The 19,357-nt window shown below is 43.3% G+C and carries 15 protein-coding genes; 5 read left to right on the top strand and 10 right to left on the bottom strand.

Going from position 1 to position 19,357, the window contains the following annotated elements; all coding sequences use genetic code 11:
- The 4 genes from ACSFC1_RS07460 to bgaS are packed head-to-tail and all read left to right on the top strand — an operon-like array spanning window position 1 to window position 5,585.
- The gene (locus ACSFC1_RS07460) at window positions 1-1,968 is read left to right on the top strand and encodes an HD domain-containing phosphohydrolase (RefSeq protein WP_435565474.1); all 1,968 of its coding nucleotides are present in this window, start codon (window positions 1-3) and stop codon (window positions 1,966-1,968) included.
- 16 nt (window positions 1,969-1,984) lie between these two features.
- On the top strand, window positions 1,985-2,806 hold the full coding sequence (locus ACSFC1_RS07455; RefSeq protein ID WP_435565473.1) for a DMT family transporter: 822 nt from the start codon (window positions 1,985-1,987) through the stop codon (window positions 2,804-2,806).
- Window positions 2,807-2,866: 60 nt separating this feature from the next.
- Window positions 2,867-4,111, top strand: a complete 1,245-nt coding sequence (locus ACSFC1_RS07450; RefSeq protein ID WP_435566012.1) for an MFS transporter — start codon at window positions 2,867-2,869, stop codon at window positions 4,109-4,111.
- A gap of 4 nt (window positions 4,112-4,115) precedes the next feature.
- Complete coding sequence (gene bgaS / locus ACSFC1_RS07445; protein ID WP_435565472.1) at window positions 4,116-5,585, top strand: beta-galactosidase BgaS; 1,470 nt, start codon at window positions 4,116-4,118, stop codon at window positions 5,583-5,585.
- Between the two features lie 11 nt (window positions 5,586-5,596).
- Here the strand turns inward: bgaS and ACSFC1_RS07440 are convergent, their stop codons facing one another.
- Both ACSFC1_RS07440 and ACSFC1_RS07435 read right to left on the bottom strand, forming a co-directional pair.
- Entirely contained in the window at window positions 5,597-7,633 is a 2,037-nt protein-coding gene (locus ACSFC1_RS07440; RefSeq protein ID WP_435565471.1) for a heavy metal translocating P-type ATPase, read from the bottom strand.
- 2 nt (window positions 7,634-7,635) lie between these two features.
- Window positions 7,636-7,989, bottom strand: coding sequence for an ArsR/SmtB family transcription factor (locus tag ACSFC1_RS07435; RefSeq protein ID WP_435565470.1), 354 nt, complete (start codon window positions 7,987-7,989; stop codon window positions 7,636-7,638).
- A 109-nt stretch (window positions 7,990-8,098) separates the two neighbouring features.
- Here ACSFC1_RS07435 and ACSFC1_RS07430 point away from each other — a divergent pair, with 109 nt between their 5' ends.
- Window positions 8,099-8,542 (top strand): GNAT family N-acetyltransferase, encoded by a 444-nt coding sequence (locus tag ACSFC1_RS07430; RefSeq protein ID WP_435565469.1) that lies wholly within the window; start codon window positions 8,099-8,101, stop codon window positions 8,540-8,542.
- Window positions 8,543-8,546: 4 nt separating this feature from the next.
- On the opposite strand, the gene ACSFC1_RS07425 is transcribed toward ACSFC1_RS07430, so the two are convergent.
- From ACSFC1_RS07425 to rlmN, 8 genes are all read right to left on the bottom strand, one after another.
- Window positions 8,547-11,096, bottom strand: a complete 2,550-nt coding sequence (locus ACSFC1_RS07425) for a tetratricopeptide repeat-containing glycosyltransferase family 2 protein (RefSeq protein WP_435565468.1) — start codon at window positions 11,094-11,096, stop codon at window positions 8,547-8,549.
- 185 nt (window positions 11,097-11,281) lie between these two features.
- Window positions 11,282-13,105 carry a methyl-accepting chemotaxis protein gene (locus ACSFC1_RS07420; RefSeq protein WP_435565467.1) on the bottom strand — a complete coding sequence of 608 codons (1,824 nt, stop codon included), beginning with the start codon at window positions 13,103-13,105 and terminating at the stop codon, window positions 11,282-11,284.
- Between the two features lie 157 nt (window positions 13,106-13,262).
- Window positions 13,263-15,710, bottom strand: coding sequence for a leucine--tRNA ligase (gene leuS / locus ACSFC1_RS07415; protein WP_435565466.1), 2,448 nt, complete (start codon window positions 15,708-15,710; stop codon window positions 13,263-13,265).
- A gap of 14 nt (window positions 15,711-15,724) precedes the next feature.
- Entirely contained in the window at window positions 15,725-16,309 is a 585-nt protein-coding gene (gene rdgB, locus ACSFC1_RS07410; protein ID WP_435565465.1) for an RdgB/HAM1 family non-canonical purine NTP pyrophosphatase, read from the bottom strand.
- Window positions 16,300-16,950 carry a ribulose-phosphate 3-epimerase gene (gene rpe, locus ACSFC1_RS07405; protein ID WP_435565464.1) on the bottom strand — a complete coding sequence of 217 codons (651 nt, stop codon included), beginning with the start codon at window positions 16,948-16,950 and terminating at the stop codon, window positions 16,300-16,302. Before rpe ends, rdgB begins: the two co-directional genes overlap by 10 nt.
- The gene (rsgA, locus tag ACSFC1_RS07400) at window positions 16,947-17,819 is read right to left on the bottom strand and encodes a ribosome small subunit-dependent GTPase A (protein ID WP_435566011.1); all 873 of its coding nucleotides are present in this window, start codon (window positions 17,817-17,819) and stop codon (window positions 16,947-16,949) included. The genes rpe and rsgA overlap by 4 nt, the downstream gene beginning before the upstream one ends.
- Complete coding sequence (locus tag ACSFC1_RS07395; protein ID WP_435565463.1) at window positions 17,809-18,306, bottom strand: PASTA domain-containing protein; 498 nt, start codon at window positions 18,304-18,306, stop codon at window positions 17,809-17,811. The genes rsgA and ACSFC1_RS07395 overlap by 11 nt, the downstream gene beginning before the upstream one ends.
- The gene (gene rlmN, locus ACSFC1_RS07390) at window positions 18,306-19,310 is read right to left on the bottom strand and encodes a 23S rRNA (adenine(2503)-C(2))-methyltransferase RlmN (protein WP_435565462.1); all 1,005 of its coding nucleotides are present in this window, start codon (window positions 19,308-19,310) and stop codon (window positions 18,306-18,308) included. Before rlmN ends, ACSFC1_RS07395 begins: the two co-directional genes overlap by 1 nt.
- Window positions 19,311-19,357 lie beyond the last annotated feature (47 nt).

Genomic DNA, 19,357 nt, shown 5'->3' with positions numbered 1-19,357 from the left:
ATGCGGTTGTTGAGTTTCTTGCTGCTTTTGATCTCTTCTTTATGCCTCTCAATCACCATAAAGGTGGGGGTTTATCACAATCCTCCTTTGATAGATTTTGAAAATCAAAAGGCATCTGGTTTGTATGCCGAGATCGTTGAGCAAGTGGCTCTGCAGAACAACTGGGAAGTTCAATATGTTTTCGGTGAGTTCTCCTGGTTAGTAGAACAACTCAAAGATGGTCAGATAGATTTGCTGACGGCTATAGCGTACACACAAAGTCGAGCGGAGATCTTTGATTTCAACAATCAAGCTGTGATAATCAACTGGGGAGTTCTATGCGCCAAAAAGGCTGTGAACTCTCTTTTAGACCTACAAAACAAGATCATTGCTGTCATGGTTGGTGATGTTTACGCCGAATCTCTGAAAAGACAGATCGAAGATTTCAAACTAACGGTTCGGTACTTTAACGTAGAAGATTACGAAAAAGCGCTTCAAGCCGTTCAGAAAGATATGGCCGATCTTTGCGTTGTCAGCAGGATCTTCGCCCAGAAAAATGTTCCACGTTACTCCCTTCAGATGAGTGGTATAGTCTTTTCCCCGGTAGAGCTCAGATTTGCTTTCACAAAGAACACAGAGAAAAGCCAAATGCTCATAGAGGCATTTGATAGATATTTGTCAAAGATGAAATCAGATCAGTCCAATTACAGCCTCTTGCTCAGCCGCTATCTTGGAACACATGAAGAGAAAAGAGTGTTGCCATTGTGGTTGTTGTTCATGTTGATCTCATCGGGTATTGTCATCTTGATATTCTTGCTTTGGGTATTTCTGCTGAGAAAAGCAGTTGCAACGCGTACAGAACAGTTGGGTAAGAGCGTAAAAGAAATCGAAGAGAAGAAGGAAGAACTTCTCGCGGCGAATGAGGAAATCAGTGCTCAAGCTGAGGAGCTTGAAAGATTGAACAAAGAACTGGAAATGATGTTTGAAGGGCTTAGAACAACTGTGCAGAGGTTCAATCATTCAATTGATCTCTTTGGTCAAATAGCTGCTGTCACAAGTGATGAGGAGTTTTTCTTGAAGTTTCTACTGCTTGTAAGGTCGATAGTGCCGGATTGCTCGGCTGTTTATGTGCACGGGGATATCTGTTACGGGCGAATCAAAGACAATGGAATGGAGTTCATAAGTGTGAAGAGAATGCAAAGAAGTCAAACTCTCCCCATCGGTAGGTTTCAAAATATCCCAAGTCAAATTGAAATCACCTTCAACAACAGGGTCTATGAGACGATCTGCCTTGCTTCAGAAGATAAAAGCCACCTCATGCTTTTCAACCATAGAGAGCTTCCCTTAGAGGGAGAGATTATCGAACTGGTAAAGGCAACACTGAATATCACTAAAGTTTTCATGAAGATGAAAGAGTACGAAGAACGTCAGAGGAACTTCTTCAGGAAGATCAGCGATGTCTTGCTGACTGTTTTGAATTACCATGAATCTTACACTGCTGTTCATTCAAGTCGAACAAGTGAGTATGCAACTAAGATTGCTCAACGCCTACTCTCAAGGGATGAGAGCGTCGAAAAAGTCTACTGGGCAAGCCTCGTTCACGATATTGGTAAGATAGCGATTCCAAGAGAGATTTTGTGTAAACCATCAAAGCTTTCACCAGAAGAGTATGAAATGGTAAAAGTACACCCGACCATCGCTTCTGAATTGCTTGCGAAAGCTGGGCTTGACGAACTGGCAAAGATCGTGAGACATCACCATGAAAGGTTTGATGGGAACGGGTATCCAGATGGATTAAAAGCAGAGCAGATACCGATTGAATCACGAATTATAGCCGTTGTGGATGCATATGATGCAATGACAAGTGATAGACCATACCGAAGGGCGTTATCAGATCAACAGGCGATTGAAGAACTGAAGAGAAACGCAGGCACTCAGTTTGATCCACTGATTGTGAATACATTTGTTGACATACTCAAAGAGTCATAGAAAAGGAGTGAGCACTTTGGTCTATTTTTATCTGGTGGCAACACTTTTGTTTTGGTCATCTATGGAAGTTCTCACCAAACCTTTGATGAGTCAAGTCGATCCTTTTTTCCTCACCTTTTTCAGATTTCTCGTGGGTGGAATCTTTCTACTCGTCTTCGCTCGTAAAAGAATTGCCCCAAGAGACATGATGTTGATTTCTATCATAGGTTCAATTAACGGTGTTTTGTCGATGTCCCTTTTACAACTCTCTGTGAAGTTCTCAAATGCTTCAACGGCAGCGACACTTGTGGCTACAAATCCTTTGTTCGTGAGTGTTTTTTCATTGCTGCTTGGAAAAGAAAAACTCGATTTCAAGAGAATTCTAAGTGTTTTTATAGGGTTAATAGGAGTTTTGGTACTCTCTTATGGCAGGCTTGAAGGCGATAGTTTAGTTGGTCTGATATGTGGAATCGGTGCGGCGATAACCTTTGCCCTTTATATTGTACTGATGAGGGATTTCACACTCAAATATGGTTCGCTGAACGCCACAGCGGTTTCAATTCTCTCAGCGGGTCTTGTTTACGGTGTCCTGCTCTTTGTCACCAACAATCTGAGATTTCCAGTCATCAACATCGGGCAATGGATGATCTTACTCTACGCCGGTGTCTGTGTAACAGGGCTTGCGTATGTCACTTATTTCAAAGCCATGGAGAAACTCGGGCCAACTCGAACGAGTATCGTGTTTTATTTGAAACCAGCAGTTGCAAGTTTTCTTGCGTTCTTGGTTTTGTCAGAACCTGTTGGGATCTTCAAAGTGGTTGGTACTGGTGTCATCGTGCTGGCACTTTTTTTGAGATGATCATTCTGGGGAGGTGACGATGTGAAAACGACACTTTCTGTCTTCTTTTTGGTAATACTGATGGTGCTTTTGAATGCCGATCAAATGGTTATGTCCCCAACTATAGGAATGATAGAAGAAGAGTTCAACGTAACCGACGCCCACATAGGTTTCGTCGGGGCGCTTTTCACAGTTGTTGGTGCTCTCATAAGCCTTGTATGGGGCTATTTGTCCGACAAGTACAACCGAAAAAACCTTTTGATCTACTCCATTCTTGTCGGAGAAATTCCTTGTTTCATGACCGCCTTTTCTACATCCTTTGGTCAGCTCTTCTTCTGGCGTGTGCTGACGGGAATCGGTGTTGGTGCGAGTTTTCCTATAGTCTATTCTCTTGTGGGGGACATGTTTGACGAGGTGAGCAGAGGAAAAGTGGTAGCCCTCTTGGCATCTGCGATCTCTGTCGGTTCAATCTTAGGGATGATCGTCGGAGGTTTCTTGGGTTCTACCTTTGGCTGGAGAATTCCTTTCATCTTGGTTTCACTGCCAAATGTGGTACTCGCGTTGATCGCATTCTTCGTGTTGAAAGAGCCGAAACGCGGCGCTTTTGAAAAAGGAATAGGTGAGCTCGTTCAGGCTGGTTATAGCTACCCCAAGTTACCCAAGCTCGAAGATTACGCCAAATTGGTAACGATCAAGACAAACCTCCTTCTTTTCCTTCAAGGTATCCTTGGAACGGTTCCCTGGGGAGCTATACCGTATTTCCTGGTCGAGTACTTTCGCAGAGAGAGGAATTTGTCCGTGGAGACAGCTACAGTCATCTTCCTGATCTTTGGGATCGGGAACATCTTAGGTACGATCATAGGTGGCTGGGTAGGAGCAAGACTGTACAAGATATCAAAACCATCCGTGCCGATTTTCTGTGCAACCACTACTGCACTTGGAGTTTGGCTCACAGTTCTCACTATAGACTATTCTGCTGTGGGGTCAAAGGGGCTTTTGATTCTTGGAATGCTCGGTTTAGCTGCAGCTTTGATGGACAGCCTCACCGGTGCAAATGTGAAGTTCATGCTTTTGAACGTCAACGAACCGCAGGATCGAGGACGAATCTTCTCGATCTTCAACCTCACAGACTCTCTTGGAACCGGTGTTGGTAGATGGATCGGTGGTTCTCTGTCTGTGTTACTCGGTTCTCTTGGCGCGGCGATGAAGGTATCGGCGTACTTTTGGTTTGGGTGTTCGATTTTCTTGTTTTTGTTAGCTCTGTACTTTGCAAAAGACGTGCAATCACTCGAGCAAAAGATGATTGCTCTAAGAGAAAGGGGGTAAGTTCATGTTTCCAAAAGACTTTTTGTTCGGTGCATCGATGGCTGGTTTCCAGGTAGAGATGGGCTATGCAGGTGAAGATGTAGATCCTAATACAGACTGGTTTGTTTGGGTAAGAGAACCGGAAAATCTCATCACGGGTGCGGTGAGTGGACATTTGCCAGAGTACGGTGTTGGTTATTGGAATAATTTTCCCGTCTTACACCAACTTGCTGTGGATTTTGGCATGAATGCACTTAGAACAAACATAGAATGGTCAAGAATCTTTCCAAACCCAACCTTCGAAGTTCAAGTCAGCGTTGAAAATCAAAACGGGATCACAAAGGTCTCAGTGACGCAAAAGGATCTTGAAAAACTCGAAAATCTGGCGAACAAAAACGCTGTCGAACATTACAGACAGATCTTGAAGGACATGAGAGATCGAGGATTGAAGGTTATACTCAATTTATCTCATTTCACGCTCCCTATCTGGATTCACGATCCAATCGCCGTTCACAGAGGTCAAGCGACCGAGAAGATGGGGTGGGCAGACGATCGAACCGTTGTGGAATTTGCGAAATTTGCAAGCTATGTTGCCTGGAAGTTCGACGATCTTGTGGATATGTATTCAACAATGAACGAACCGAATGTGGTGAGCCAAATGGGGTATGTGATGAGCAGATTTGGTTTTCCTCCCTCTTACTTTAGTCACGAGTTGTACATCAAGAGTCTTTTGAACCAGGCACAAGCTCATGCACGAGCGTACGACTGTATTAAATCTCTCAGCAAAAAACCAGTTGGAATAATCTACTCTGCATCTGTCTATGAATCGGTTGGTAAGGACAGAGAGATCGAAGAGAATGCGACCTATCTGATGAACTACCTGTTTTTAGATGCAGTCATCTTCGGGAAAGTGTTTTTCCAGGAGCGGTCAGATCTAAAGAATAAGACAGATTTCATAGGTATCAACTACTACACCAGAACGATGATCGATAGAATACCGGCGATCAACCTGGGAGCCTTCTCGCTCGAATGGACGATAGTCGATGGATACGGTTACAACTGCCCTGCAGGTGGTTTCTCAAAAGATTCCAGACCAGTGAGCGATTTTGGTTGGGAGACATACCCAGAAGGACTTCTGAAAGTTCTTAGATCGATCTACAACAGGTACAGACTACCCATAATCGTGAGCGAGAACGGTGTGGCTGACTGTAGAGATTGGCTCAGACCATACCACTTGGTTGGACACCTTTACGCAACAGAAAAGGCTATTGAAGAAGGTATAAATGTGCTTGGTTACTTACATTGGTCGATCGTTGACAATTATGAATGGGCAAGAGGATACCATATGCGTTTTGGGCTTGCCGAAACAGATTACCAGACAAAGCAACTCGTTCCAAGACCATCGTTTTTTATCTTCAGAGAGATTGTTAAGAACAACAGTTGCGAAAGATTTTACAGATATCTCAAATCACCTTACGATATATGGAGAGTTTGAAGGTGGGCTGTTCAACCCACCTTTCCTTTAAAGAAGAGTATTCTTGTTGAGTTGAGTGTGCACAGCAGTGCTACACCGGTGTCTGCGAAAACACCTTCCCACATCGTTGCTTTTCCAGCTATCGCAAGGACAATGAAAAAGACTTTTGTTGCTATCGCAAAGATTATGTTCTGCAAAACAATTCTCCTTGTGAATCTTGCAACCTCTATTGACTGCACGACCTTGATCGGCTCTGAGCTCATTACTACGACATCTGCTATCTCTATGGCAGCATCGTTTCCAAGTCCATTCATCGCTATACCAACATCTGCCCTCGCGAGTGCCGGAGTGTCGTTTATTCCATCGCCAACGTAGGCAGTTTTCCCCGTCTTCATTATCTTATCCTCCAAAAGTGTGAGTTTGTCTTGGGCGAGCAGCTGCGCGTGGTACTTAATGTGGCTTAGTCTTTCCGAAATCCTTGCTGCCTTCTTTTCATTATCGCCCGTGAGCATATAAACATCTATGCCCTCTTGCTGAAGGTTCTTCACAGCTGACATTGAGGTTTCTTTGAGTCTCTCGGTGAGCTGAATATTACCCGCATATTCCTTGTCTACAGCTACGTGCACTGCAGAATCCGCATCCATACTGCACACAGTTTGCGGATGTGGGATTTGTTCAAGATGAAGAAATTTGTCGTTTCCGACATGAACTGTCTTTCCATTCACCGAACATTTGACACCAAAGCCACTGAGTTCATGAAAATCTTTCACAACTGAATGGTTGATCTTCTGTGACGATCTAACAATAGATCTGGCAACTGGATGGTTTGAATTGACCTCTGCATGCGCAGAATACATCAAAACTTCGTCTTGTGAATAACCGTTTGTGTTTTCTATCTTGGTTATCTCGAATTCGCCGCTGGTTAGAGTACCTGTCTTGTCAAAGACAACATTCTTGACAGCAGCAAGAGTATCGATGAAGGTTGATCCCTTAATCAAGACGCCTTCCTTTGAAAGTCTGCCAATCGCTGCAAAATAAGCCAACGGCACTGCTAATACCAGTGCGCACGGACAAGAGATCACAAGCAAGATCAAACCTCTACTGATCCAAATACTCATCCTCTGCGCTGTGAGGATTGGCACTATGAAGGACACGAAGACTGTCAGCAAAACAACGGCAGGTGTATAATATCTGGCAAAGGTTGTGATGAATTTCTCTGACTTGGCTTTTCTTTCTGAGGCATTTTCTACCAATCTGAGTATATTCGTCATTGAAGAATCTTCGAAATTCTTCAGAACACGCAGTTTCACAGGTGCTCCTTTCACTATAACTCCTGCCTGTATGGTTTCAGAGGCGCTTGCGTATCTTGGCATAGATTCACCAGTCAGAGGTGAAGTGTCGATAATGGTACTTCCTTCTAAGATAACTCCATCTACCGGTGCTTTCTCACCACTCTTCACCAAGATTATCTGCCCTACTTCAAGATCTCTGGGATCAACCTTTTCAAAATGATCTTCTTTAACAAGCCAGGCATGTTTTGGCATACTCTCAACGAGCTTTTTCACAGATCTTCGTGATCGATTCACAGCCATATTCTGTAGTAACTCACCGATTTTGTACAGAACCATCACAGCAGCAGCTTCTTCGTACTGTTTCAAAAAGATAGCACCAATCGTTGCAATACTCATAAGGAAATTCTCGTCAAAAACAGCTATCCTTCTGAGATTACGAAAGGCTTTCAACAGCACATCATAACCCACCAGAAGGTATGAAAAAACAGCCAAATACCATAGGTGAAGAACAAAGGAGGAAACCAGCAAGACAGATGCCATTAACAACAAAATCAGTTCAGAGAATTTTCTGTTGTCGTTTTCAGAGACTTTCACGTTGCTTTCGATTGAGTGGATGATCTTTTCAACATTCACTTCGCGGTCGCTTTCAATATCGAGTGTACCGAGAGTGAAGTTCAAACTCACTTTCTTAACGCCTTCTGTCTGAGACAGGGCTTTCTCTATCTTTGCGGCACAGTTCGCACAGTGCAGATTCTCCAGCTGATAACGTTTTCTCATCTTCATCTCTCCTTTACGTGTTCGAGTGCTGTCTTGAGGAGCTTTAACACGTGTCTATCGGCGAGTGAGTAGAAAATTTGCTTTCCTTCCCTCCTGCTCTTGACTAAATTAGCCATCTTCAATATTCTCATCTGATGAGACACAGCAGACTTTGTAGCTCCAGTTATGGCGCAAAGATCACAACCGCACAGTTCCATCCTCTCAAGTGCTAAGAGAATTCTCAACCTCGTTGGATCTGAAAAGGTCGAGAATAGACTTGCCATCCTCTCTGTTGTTTGTTCATCCTCAAGGTTCTTGCAAACGTCTCTAACACGTTGTGAGTGAATCTTGTCAACCGAGCACATGAATTTGTTCACAATATCACCTCAACAGTTGAACAATCGTTCAACTCTATTCTAATCCTCTTTTCTCATTTTGTCAAAGATACTGCTATAATACTTGTAGTTTTCCTTTTAGGGGGATTTCATGCAACTTTTGCAGGCTCAAGAGTGGCAGTACGATCAGCTCTTTGATTCAATGATGAAGTACACCTCAACTTACCTTCAGAACGTCATGAACAGCTTAGGAGTTTCTGCTGAACAATTCAAAGAACTTTTCAAGAAAACTGGAAAGATCCAAGTAGTGTACCTTCAAGAGCGTATCGCAGGTTTTTTCTGGACAGAGAAGCGAGACGAAGTTCTCCACATTCATGCGCTGATAATCGAAGAGGAATTTCAAGGTAAAGGACTTGGTAAAAAAATCCTTCAGACGATTGAAAAGGAATACAATGAGGGCGCAAGAGTCTTAGAGATTGGCGTTCATCTTTCCAACAACAGAGCCATTAAACTCTATGAAGATTTTGGATTTGTCAAAGTTAAAGAACTCAACGAGATTGGCTTCATAGTCATGCAAAAACAGTTGAGTGACTGATCCTTCATTTTTCGCGTTTGGCGACAACGGCGCGTAGTCCGTTTGAAAAGTATTCAGAGTCTATGATCTTGAAACCAAGTGAGCGAAGCTCTTCTTTGATCTTTGCCGTCGTTCTCAGGACACGAAAAGCTGGATAGTACCAGACCATGTCGTTATCTTCTGAGATACTCGGCGTTCGGTAGAAGACAGTAACCTGTTCGGCATCTAAAACTATGTTTTTCATCTCTGTCGTTTGTTCGACACCAAAGAGCACGAGCAAGTTCTTTGACCTTTCGTTTACTGTGATCTCAAGTTCTGAAAAAACACCCTTCATGTTCTCGTACTGACCTGTTACCCTCAGCTCATGGCAGTCAAGTCTTGAAAGCACTCTACAGAGCTCGTTCGGTTGAACCCTCATCGGTACGGGTGTGTAAGCTTCTTGTTCGAATTTCTCGTACGCTTTGAGTGACTCATCTGTGGGGTAAGGTTTTGCATAGATCAAACCATTCTTGCTCTTGTACCAAGCCCTCACAGGATGAATCACCCCGAAGGTGCAGAACTTCTCTGATAAGTTGCCAACCCACAGTAGCTCGTCCTTATCGTTGAACCAGTTGAGAGTGATATTCGGGTAGAGCCCTGTATAGGGAAATCTTCCGCCAACTATGTCTGCGAGCCTTTCGTTTTCCTCAACGGCTTTTACATGGTAAGACAACGATTTCCTCTTGTCTATCTTTGAGTAGAATTTGGCGAGCCTATAATAATACATTGGGAAATGTTCAGGTTGTCTTATTCTTTCGAGCAATTCAACGGCTTTTGTTTCGTTCTGGCTGTGAACTGCAGAAGCATAGAGTGCAACATCGCTGTCTGAGAGCAGGTGTATTTTGTTTACACCGTTTCCGAAATATCTCTTGAAATCGACCAAGAACTCCTTCTGCCTCGAGTAGAATTTGTACAACTCCTCGTATACGCCTTCTATAGTTGAATCCAATCTGGTCTTCAGATCTTCGACAACTGGCTTAACGAACTGCGAAAGTTCTGGTACAAGCTGTATGGCATCTCTATAAAGCCTTATTGCTTCCAAAAACTTCCTTTCTTTGATAAGATGATCTGCCAGTATTGCCTTTGCAACTCCACGAACTACTGTGTCTTCATCCTCGACGAAATTCTCCACCAAAGACTTCTTCTTAGAATCTTCCAAGAGTGAATAAACTAAGAGTAAACCGCCAACACCATTTTCCTTGACTATGTTCTGCAAATTACCTGAACTCATAGATTCTAAAAGAAGATCTCTGTTAGTATCTATCCTCTGAAGCAGAGCAAAGCTCATCGGGGACACATCTTTCACAACGATATCTTGCAAGCTCACGTGAATGTGTTTCTCGGCGATTCTTTCGTACACAGGCTGCATGTTCACCCTCAGTTCTTTCTTGTTCACCAGTTTTGTCAAATACTTGAGGGTTGGCAAACACTTTTCTATATCTTTCTCGGCGATTTTGTTGATCAAGTGTTGAATCCAAGCTGTGGGAAGATCGCTGTCACGCTCAAAGAGATCGCGGGCAATCTCGTTTAGTTTTTCATACTCTTCAAGTTCGATGTAAGCAATCATTGCCATGAGATCTGCTGCTGGAATATCTTTGAAAGACATTATAGTCCAGCCGAATTTCTCAATATTCTTTGAAGCGCTTTCGACGGCTTTTTTGAACCTTTCATGCAGTTCGACTACCTTGCTCCATTCTTGTTTTCTGAAGTGTACATTGAGCAGAGAAAAATAAGGATCAGGGTACTGTGGAGTTGCTCTTATTGCAGCCTCGGCAAGTTCCATTGCAAGATCGTACAAGCCTGCGTTGATTAGATCGAATGAAAAGATGTACAGAAACTCCAGACCAATCGCCGGTATCGAAGTCATCGGTCTGAGCAACTTTAGAACCTGCCAACCAACCTCTGCCGCCTGATGAACCTTACCACCAGTTTTTTCAGTCTTGTAAAGTTGAACAAGGTAGTAGATCTTCTCTTGGTCGTTCTTACACTGCTCCAAATGCTTTCTTATGAGTGTTGCTGTCCTTTCATATTTTTGCTTCCTGAGCTTTCTGGTCCAGATGTAACCGTAATGATAGATCACGAAATTTGCATTCACAACTCTGGGTTTGTATATTGCCTGATTGTGAACGATGTTCTCGTAGTGGACTGTACCATTTCTAAAGATTCGTGGTGTAGAAGCTGTTTCTGTCCTTTTGAAATCCCAATCCATGTAACTGATGGTTGGGAGGTAGATTGTATTGACATCCCTCGGCAGTGAACTGAGAAAATCTCTTATCCCATCTCTGAACTCTTGCGAGGCTTCTTCATCGGCATCGAAGATCAAAACCCACTCGCAGTTGACGTATTTGAGCGAGTTGTTCCTCGCTTCTGAGAAATCGTTTTTCCATGGGTGAAAGTACAGTTTGTCTGTGTATTCTCGAACGATATTGGGAGTGTTGTCACTTGATCCTGTGTCGACCACCACTATTTCATCCACAACATCTTTTATACTGTCCAGAGCTCTTCGAATGTTGTGCTCTTCATCTTTGACGATCATCGCAACAGAAAGTAATGGTTTATTCAGAATAGATTCCCCCAATCTCTAATTTATTTTATTATATCCTGAATTTGCCGACCAATTCATTCAGTTTCTTTGAGAATTCAACTAATCTCGAACTTTCCAAGCTCACTTGTTGGTTGATCTGTACTTGTTCCTTGACAACTCTATCGAGTTCCTCAACTCTATCGGAGATATTCGAAATTGAGAAATTCAGACCAACGATAGCTGCATTCATTTGCTGAGCAGTAGCGCTTTGCTGCTGTGAATTTGCAGCCAGCTGATCTGTCATATCCGCGATCTCTCTGACTGATCTGTCCCAGTACGTTGATGAGAGAATTTCTCACTGTGTCAGATTGTTGTGTGACTTTCTCGACAGCACTAACAGCCTCCTGCGTCACTGAACTGGCTTTTTCTGCGCCCTGTCTTATGTTATTCAGTATCTGGTTTATTTTCTCGGTGGCAACTTTGCTTTGTTCAGCGAGCTTTCTTATTTCGTCGGCAACAACAGCAAACCCCCTGCCAGCTTCACCAGCTCTTGCAGCTTCGATGGCAGCATTTAGAGCAAGCAAATTTGTCTGTTCAGCGATTGAGTTTATAGAATCAACTATTTCTCCAATGTTCTGAGCATTCTTGGATAATTCACTGACAGCCAATGCTGTGAATGTAGCTTTGGCTTTGGAGTCTTCAATCGACTCGTGAATCATATCAAGTGCTTTCTCGCCGTCTCTTGCCGCGTGTTCCATCCTTTCAGATCTGTTGGCAAGATCTTGTGCAGCCTTTGCTATATTCTGTGCACTTGCTGCAATTTCACTGATACCACCAGTGAACTCTTTAGAGGATTTTGACGCCTTCTGAACGGCTTGGTTTATATCTATAGTACATCTGTTCAAGTTGGATCCAGAAACTCTTAGCTGCTCAGAGATATCTCCTAAGTTGTCGGCTGAGCTATCTATACTCAATGAGAGATCGAGGATATCCCCAACAGTTGACCTCAAACCTGCAGCCATGTCGTTCAATGCATGTGCGATTTGAGCAACCTCATCTCTGCCCTTTGTTTCGAACTTTGTTGTCAAATCGCCTTTATCGAGTTTATTCACACTGTGAGCCAGCATCGTGATAGGATTGGATATCGAAGTAGCAACGATGAAAACAATTACAGCAATCACCACGATCAAAAGGACAAACAGACCAATAACGATGTAATTAGTCCTTCTGGCATCCTTAAGAACCTCATCTGCCGGCACAACTATACCCAGTGACCAACCAGGCGACGACTCAATAGGGGTGAAAAACACGTAGTGTACAACTCCTTTGTTGTCTGAGTATTTACCGTAACCACTCTCTTGAGCAACCATCCTTTTCCCTATTTCTGTAAGCCCTTTGTAGGCAAGTTTCTCATCTGATTCGGCGATATTCAAATTCATCACTTGCGCAGCATCAGAATGGACCATGACTGTGCCTTTAGATGTTACGACTATCGGAAAACTTCCCTTACCAAGCTGAATACCCTTTATCATATTGGAAAGCGTTTCTAAAGGAATAGTAGCTCCGTACAATCCCATTGTCTGTCCTTGATAGTCCTTGAAAGCAGCTGCCACAACGAAAACAGGGATAGATGAAAATACAGAGATATCGGGTTCACTTATGACCAAATCTTTTCCTTCAAAGATCTGCTTGAAGTATGATTTTTGAGATATGTCGGCTTCCTGAGCTTTTGTTGACCGAGCGATGCCTTCTGACCAAGATACGAAGAGATCCTCTGCTCCCTCGAGTGTGATTTGTGCGATTACTTTTTTCTCAGCCAGAACTTTGATTCTGTCTACAACCCTGAGGAGCCATTCACTCACGACTCTGCTACCAAGATTGACAATTCCCTGCGCAGCGGTCTCTGCCATGTGAATTGACGACTTCGAAACATTCGAATAAACCACAAAAGCTATACCTGTCGAAAGCAAAACAACCGGTATCAGAAACCATACAAGCATTCTTGAGCGAAGTTTTTTCATTTGTACACCTCCAGCACGTCAAAGAAAAAAGTGTTTTTGAAGGTTGATCCGAACAAATTTTATCACCAGATCATGCTATTCTTACTCCATTTGCTCTACATAGACAAAAAAAGCCAAGGTGTGCTACACCTTGGCTGAATTTTTCGTACAGATCATTCTACCCAATGATGTTAAGAAGTCTGTTTTGTACGTAATGCACCTTCTTTGGTTCACCACTGAGAAACTTTGTGACCTTCTCACTCATCAAAGCAATTTGCAGCACTTGGTCTTGATCTGCGTTAACTGGAATCTTGATTCTGTCTCTGAGTTTGCCATTCACCTGCACGGCTATCTCGATCTCTTCGACGGTGAGTGCATTTGGATCATACTTGGGCCAGTTTTCTTTCATTATCGATGTATCTTTTCCCATTCTGTGCCAGAGTTCTTCGGCAAAATGTGGCGCAAATGGAGATATCATCAGAAGAAATTTCTCGGCAAACTCTTTCAGAACACCGGTATTCCAGTCTTCCTGGGGGATCTTGTCCATGTAATCAGAGACAGTGTTTGTCAGTTCCATCAGACTACTTATGGCGGTATTGAACTTGAAGCCACCCTCCATGTCCTGTGTGATCTTTTTAAGTGAAGAATGCAATTTTCTTCTGAGCTCTTTTTCTTCCTGTGTTAATTGACCATTTGCACGATCCGGTATCGATATTATCTGGTCAATCAAGTTCCATGCCTTTTTTATGAAACGGTGAACGCCTTCTATACCTGAATCATTCCATTCAGCATCTTTTTCAGGTGGTCCCATGAAGAGAATGTACAATCTCAATGTATCAGCACCGTATTTCTCAATCATATCATCCGGTGAGACAACATTGCCTTTGCTCTTCGACATCTTGGCACCGTCTTTGTAGATCATGCCTTGGGTGAAGAGATTTTCAAATGGTTCATCGAAACTCAAGTACCCCAAGTCGTGCAAGACCATTGTTATGAACCTTGAATACAGAAGATGCAATATTGCGTGTTCCACTCCGCCGACATACTGGTCTACTGGCAACCAATAATCGACATCTTCCTTTATGAATGGCACATCGGTGAGTGTTGGATTGACGTACCTCAAGAAATACCATGAAGAATCAACAAAAGTATCCATTGTGTCCACATCTCTGAGTGCTGGTCCACCACATTTAGGACAGGTGGTCTTTCTGAATTCCTCACTCAACATCAACGGAGACTGACCTGTTGGGAGAAACTGGACGTTGTATGGCAGTCTTACGGGTAGGTCTTTCTCTGGTATAGGAACGACTCCACAATGATCGCAGTACACCACAGGTATGGGTGCACCCCAGTAGCGCTGCCTAGAAATCAACCAGTCTCTCAACTTGTACTGTACAGCCCGCTTACCCAATCCTCTTTCTTCAAGCCAAGACAGAACCTTTTCCATGCCATCAGGAACTGGCGTACCGGTGAGTTCACCACTGTTGATCATGGTTCCTGGTCCATCATACGCCTTTCCCACAACTGCATCCTGCAGTGGTTTTATGACTTGCTTTATGGGTATACCGTACTTACTGGCGAACTCATAATCTCTTTGGTCGTGGGCTGGGACTCCCATAACAGCACCTGTTCCATACTCCATAAGCACATAGTTGGCAACGTAAATGGGAACCTTCTCACCATTCACAGGGTTGATCACATATCTACCGGTGAAGAAACCTTCCTTTTCGACATCGGCAGAACCTCTTCGAAATCTATCTTGTTGACCAACCTTTTCCAGAAACTTCTCAAGGTCTTGATGGAACTCAGGAAGTACTATGTGCTCAATCAGGGGTGATTCGGGTGCGAGTGCCATGAAGGTTACTCCCCAAAGCGTGTCAGGCCTTGTTGTGAAAACTTCGATCTGCATCTCTGATCCGTCCACTTTGAATCTTATCCTTGCACCTTTGCTTTCACCTATCCAGTTTCTTTGCATGGTTTTCACGTGTTCGGGCCAACCAGTCAACTTGTCTAAATTTTTCAAGAGTCTCTCAGCATAGTCGGTTATCTTGAAAAACCATTGCTCCAAATGTTTTATGGTAACGGGTGTGTCACATCTTTCACATTTGCCATCTTTAACTTGCTCGTTTGCAAGAGAGGTCATACACTTCGGGCACCAATTGACAGCAGCTTTCTTTTTGTAAGCCAGACCGGCCTCATAGAGCTTCAAGAAGACCCACTCTGTCCACTTGTAATAAGATTCAACACAAGTGATGACTTCTCTATCCCAGTCATAACTGATGCCAAGTTTCTTGATCTGTCCCCTTATTGTGTTGATGTTCTTCATAGTCCAGTCCTGTGGATGGATCTTTCTTTCGATCGCAGCGTTTTCCGCAGGTAGACCAAAGGCATCATATCCAAAAGGATGCAATACGTTGTAGCCGCACATTCTCTTATAACGAGCTACAGCATCACCGATGACGTAATTCTTCACATGACCTACGTGCATTGTCCCTGAAGGGTATGGGAACATCACAAGCATGTAGTATTTTGGCAGCTCTGAATACTGCGGTGTTTTGAACATGCCTTTTTCTTCCCAAAAACTCTGCCACCTTGGCTCTATTTCCGCTGGATCATATTTAGGCACAAAACCACCTCCGGTTACTTGAAAGAGATTATAGCACTTAATTTCTCAAAAAGTTTGCTAAAAGCTTTATATCTATGACTGATTTTGTGCTTTTCTTCACCCATTTCACCAAAGGTCATCTCGTATCCATCTGGTACGAAAATCGGATCATAGCCAAAGCCGCTTGTTCCTCTTATTGCCTCAGCTATCGAGCCTTCGACAACACCTTCACAGCAAAGTGAGAGCTTTTCCACCGGATCATGATAAGCAGCTACACAGACAAATCTTGCCTTTCTGTCAGATTTTCCTTGAAGCATCCTTAGAATGAACCTCATCTTCTCTTCATAAGATTGACCTTCCATGAATCTAGCTGAGTGCACACCTGGAAAGCCATCAAGTGAGTCGATCATCAGTCCTGAATCATCGGCTATAGTCTGTGTTCTGGTGAGGTTCGCATAGAAGATAGCTTTTTTCAGAGCATTTTCAACAAATGTGTTGCCATCTTCGGTTGGTTGCACCTTCAAGTTGAAATCATCGAGAGACAGCACCTGAACTCCGTCGGGTAAGAATCTTTTTATTTCTTCAACCTTGTGTTTGTTCATCGTGGCGATCAGAAACATTTTATCTCCTCCAGCTTTTTCTTGAAAGAAGCCGGGTCATTTTTGAAGATTCCATACCCCATCACCAATATTTCTGCACCGTTGCAAACTACCTTTTGGACGGTTTCTTCGTTTATGCCACCGTCGACCATTATCTTCGTCTTCAACTGTCTTTCTTTTATCATCTTCGAAAGCTTACGCAACTTTCCAACTGTTGTCTCGATGAACCTTTGCCCAGAGAAACCAGGATTAACCGTCATCACCAGAACACCGTCTATATCACTCAGTATTTCAGAAAGGAGTTCTATAGGAGTGTGTGGGTTCAACGCAACGTACGCTTGCGCCCCTTTATCTTTGATCTGATAGATCGTTCTGTGAAGGTGTAGACATGCTTCATAATGGATGGTTACAATCGAGGCACCTGCCTCGACAAATCTTTCAACATACTTCTGAGGTTCAACGATCATCAAGTGGGCGTCTATGGGCAGGTTAGTAGACCGCTTCACCGCTTCGAGTAGTGGTAATCCAAAGGTTATGTTCGGTACGAAGACGCCATCCATGACGTCCAAGTGAACCATGTCTATGTATGGTTCAACCCTTTTGATTTCATCGTTGAGTCTAGAAAGGTCACATGCCAATATAGAGGCTGAAATCATTGTCATCGTTCCATCACTTCCCTAAAAATCTGCAAATAGTTTTCATACCTGCTCTTAGCAATTTTGCCTTCTTGTACTAACTCCTTCACCTTACATCCTGGTTCGTCTATGTGGTTGCAATCCTTGAAGAGGCAACTGTTGTTTTCTGCGATCTCAGGAAAATAAAACTTCAAATTCTCTGGCTTTATGTGATCTATTTCGATCAGAGAAAATCCAGGTGTGTCTACCACGAGTCCGCCAAAAGGCAATCGAATAAGCTCTGCACTCGTCGTTGTATGTTTTCCTCTGTCTGTTCTCTGAGATATATCTTGCGTTCTCAAGTTTATCCCTGGACTGATGCAGTTCAACAAGCTGCTTTTGCCAACACCGGAAAGCCCAGCGAAAACAGACAATCTATCCTTGAAATGATCTTTCAGTTCTTCTATGCCTTCTTTAGTTTTGACACTTGTACATATCACTGGATAAATTTTTGAATAGACATCAACGAAATATCGCTTGATTTCTCTTTCGGGTCCTTCGAGGAGATCTATCTTGTTCAGAACGATCAGGGCGTTGAGCTTTGCTTCTTCTACAAGAACAAGAAGCTTGTCGAAAACAAGTAGTGGCACCTCGGGCTTCTTGATCGTGTAGACACACACCACCTGATCAACGTTGGCGACTCTCGGTTTTGCCAGCTCATTCTTCCTTTTCAGAATCGATTCCACCACACCTTTGTCTTGCACCTTTGTGTATTCAACTATATCACCCACAATGGGACGCACCTCTTGGACTCTGAAACGACCCCTCAGATAACAACTGATTCGTTCTCCGGTTTTGATATCCTCGACGATCAAGGCATTTGACATGAATTTCACAACGATACCCCTATTTCTCAGAAATGATCAACTCCTCTGGTTCACCTGAATCTACTAAAATCGAAATCTCTTCACCTCGTTTCAGTGATTTCCCAACAGGTGGATAGATACCCATCACCCTACCATCGGTGCCTTTGAAGGGCATCTCCACTACCCTGACCTGAAAACCAATCTTCGAAAGTATCTGAACTGCGCTCTCCTTTGGTGCTCCGATGAGATCTGGAATCACAAACAACTCCGGTTCGCCAAGAAACAGTATTATTGCCCTGTTCTTTCTAACTGTCTGACCAGCGTTGGGAAAAGTGTGATCAACGACACCAGTACCGAAGGTCTTATCGACCTTCAGTCCAATCTCTTTTAACACTTCGATTGCTTGATCGACCTTCAATCCTTTAACATCTGGTATCTTCACTACTTCAGGGCGTATCGAAAAGCAAACTAAGAATATAGCTGCTCCAACAATGATACCGAGGATGAAATAAAAAGCGAATGAAAGGATTCTCTTCATCAATGAAGATTTCTTATTCTCAGTTGCCCGCATGCAGCTTCGATGTCCGCCCCTTTCTCGTACCTCACTTCTGCCTCAATGCCGTGATCGATTAAGAGTTCCTTGAATCTGTTTATCTTCCACTGAGTTGGTTTTTCCAACCCAGTGACAACTGGGTTTATAGGTATCAAGTTGACAAAAACTTTCATGCCGCTGAGTAATCTCGCAAGTCTTCTCGCATCTTCATCGAAGTCATTGAATTCCTTGATGAGGATATACTCTATCGTTACTCTGCGATCTGATTTTTCTTGATATAATCTCGCGGCGTGAAGGATCTCTTCGATAGAGTACTTTTTGTTCATGGGAATAATCTTGTCTCTCTTCTCATCGCTAGCAGCGTGCAAAGATATCGCTAAATTCAAATCCAACCCTTCTCCGGCAAGCTGCAAGATCTTATCTGGAATTCCTACAGTGCTTATGGTTATTCTTCTCACACCTAAGTTCTTAGTCCTTTCGTGTATCAGTATCCTGATACTCTTCAGCACATTCTCGTAATTCAAGAGCGGTTCTCCCATACCCATGTACACGATATTTCTCACAGTCTGTTTTGAATCTGCTTCAATCGCTAGAACCTGAGAGACTATCTCGGCAGCCGATAGATTTCTCACAAAACCACTTTGACCTGTCGCACAAAAGGCGCACTTGACAGGACATCCTACCTGTGTCGATATGCAAGCTGTTGCATATCCTTCGTGAAACAGAAGAACAGATTCTATAGTGTTGCCGTCTTCGAGTTGGTACAGATACTTTGTAGTGCTATCCAGAGACGAGACTCTTTTAGTGATAATCTGAGGCAGTGGAACAGAAAAGTTTTCTTTCAGCAACTGCCTGTGTTGCTTGGAGATGTTCGTCATTTCTTCAAAGACAAAGACGTGTTTTTTATAGAGCCAATCCAATATCTGATCTGCTCGATATCTTTCCACACCGAGCTTTCTTATCACTTCCACCAACTCTTCGTATGTCATCCCGAGAATATTCAGAAGAACTCACCTCACGGATTCAATTATAAGAC

Origin of the sequence: Pseudothermotoga sp. U03pept (assembly GCF_051235805.1) — a bacterium.
Classification (GTDB): domain Bacteria; phylum Thermotogota; class Thermotogae; order Thermotogales; family DSM-5069; genus Pseudothermotoga_B.
Note: the sequence above shows the minus strand (reverse complement) of the source record. Positions and strands in the feature narration are given on the sequence as shown.

What these genes read in the sequence shown, in the direction of transcription:
- ACSFC1_RS07430 (WP_435565469.1), top strand. Translation starts at nt 8,099, where the DNA reads ATGCAACTTTTGCAGGCTCAAGAGTGGCAGTACGATCAGCTCTTTGAT.
- ACSFC1_RS07440 (WP_435565471.1), bottom strand. Translation starts at nt 7,633, where the DNA reads ATGAGAAAACGTTATCAGCTGGAGAATCTGCACTGTGCGAACTGTGCC.
- ACSFC1_RS07450 (WP_435566012.1), top strand. Translation starts at nt 2,867, where the DNA reads ATGGTGCTTTTGAATGCCGATCAAATGGTTATGTCCCCAACTATAGGA.
- ACSFC1_RS07460 (WP_435565474.1), top strand. Translation starts at nt 1, where the DNA reads ATGCGGTTGTTGAGTTTCTTGCTGCTTTTGATCTCTTCTTTATGCCTC.
- ACSFC1_RS07395 (WP_435565463.1), bottom strand. Translation starts at nt 18,306, where the DNA reads ATGAAGAGAATCCTTTCATTCGCTTTTTATTTCATCCTCGGTATCATT.
- bgaS (WP_435565472.1), top strand. Translation starts at nt 4,116, where the DNA reads ATGTTTCCAAAAGACTTTTTGTTCGGTGCATCGATGGCTGGTTTCCAG.
- rdgB (WP_435565465.1), bottom strand. Translation starts at nt 16,309, where the DNA reads ATGTTTCTGATCGCCACGATGAACAAACACAAGGTTGAAGAAATAAAA.
- rlmN (WP_435565462.1), bottom strand. Translation starts at nt 19,310, where the DNA reads ATGACATACGAAGAGTTGGTGGAAGTGATAAGAAAGCTCGGTGTGGAA.
- ACSFC1_RS07420 (WP_435565467.1), bottom strand. Translation starts at nt 13,105, where the DNA reads ATGAAAAAACTTCGCTCAAGAATGCTTGTATGGTTTCTGATACCGGTT.
- rpe (WP_435565464.1), bottom strand. Translation starts at nt 16,950, where the DNA reads ATGACAATGATTTCAGCCTCTATATTGGCATGTGACCTTTCTAGACTC.
- ACSFC1_RS07425 (WP_435565468.1), bottom strand. Translation starts at nt 11,096, where the DNA reads ATGATCGTCAAAGATGAAGAGCACAACATTCGAAGAGCTCTGGACAGT.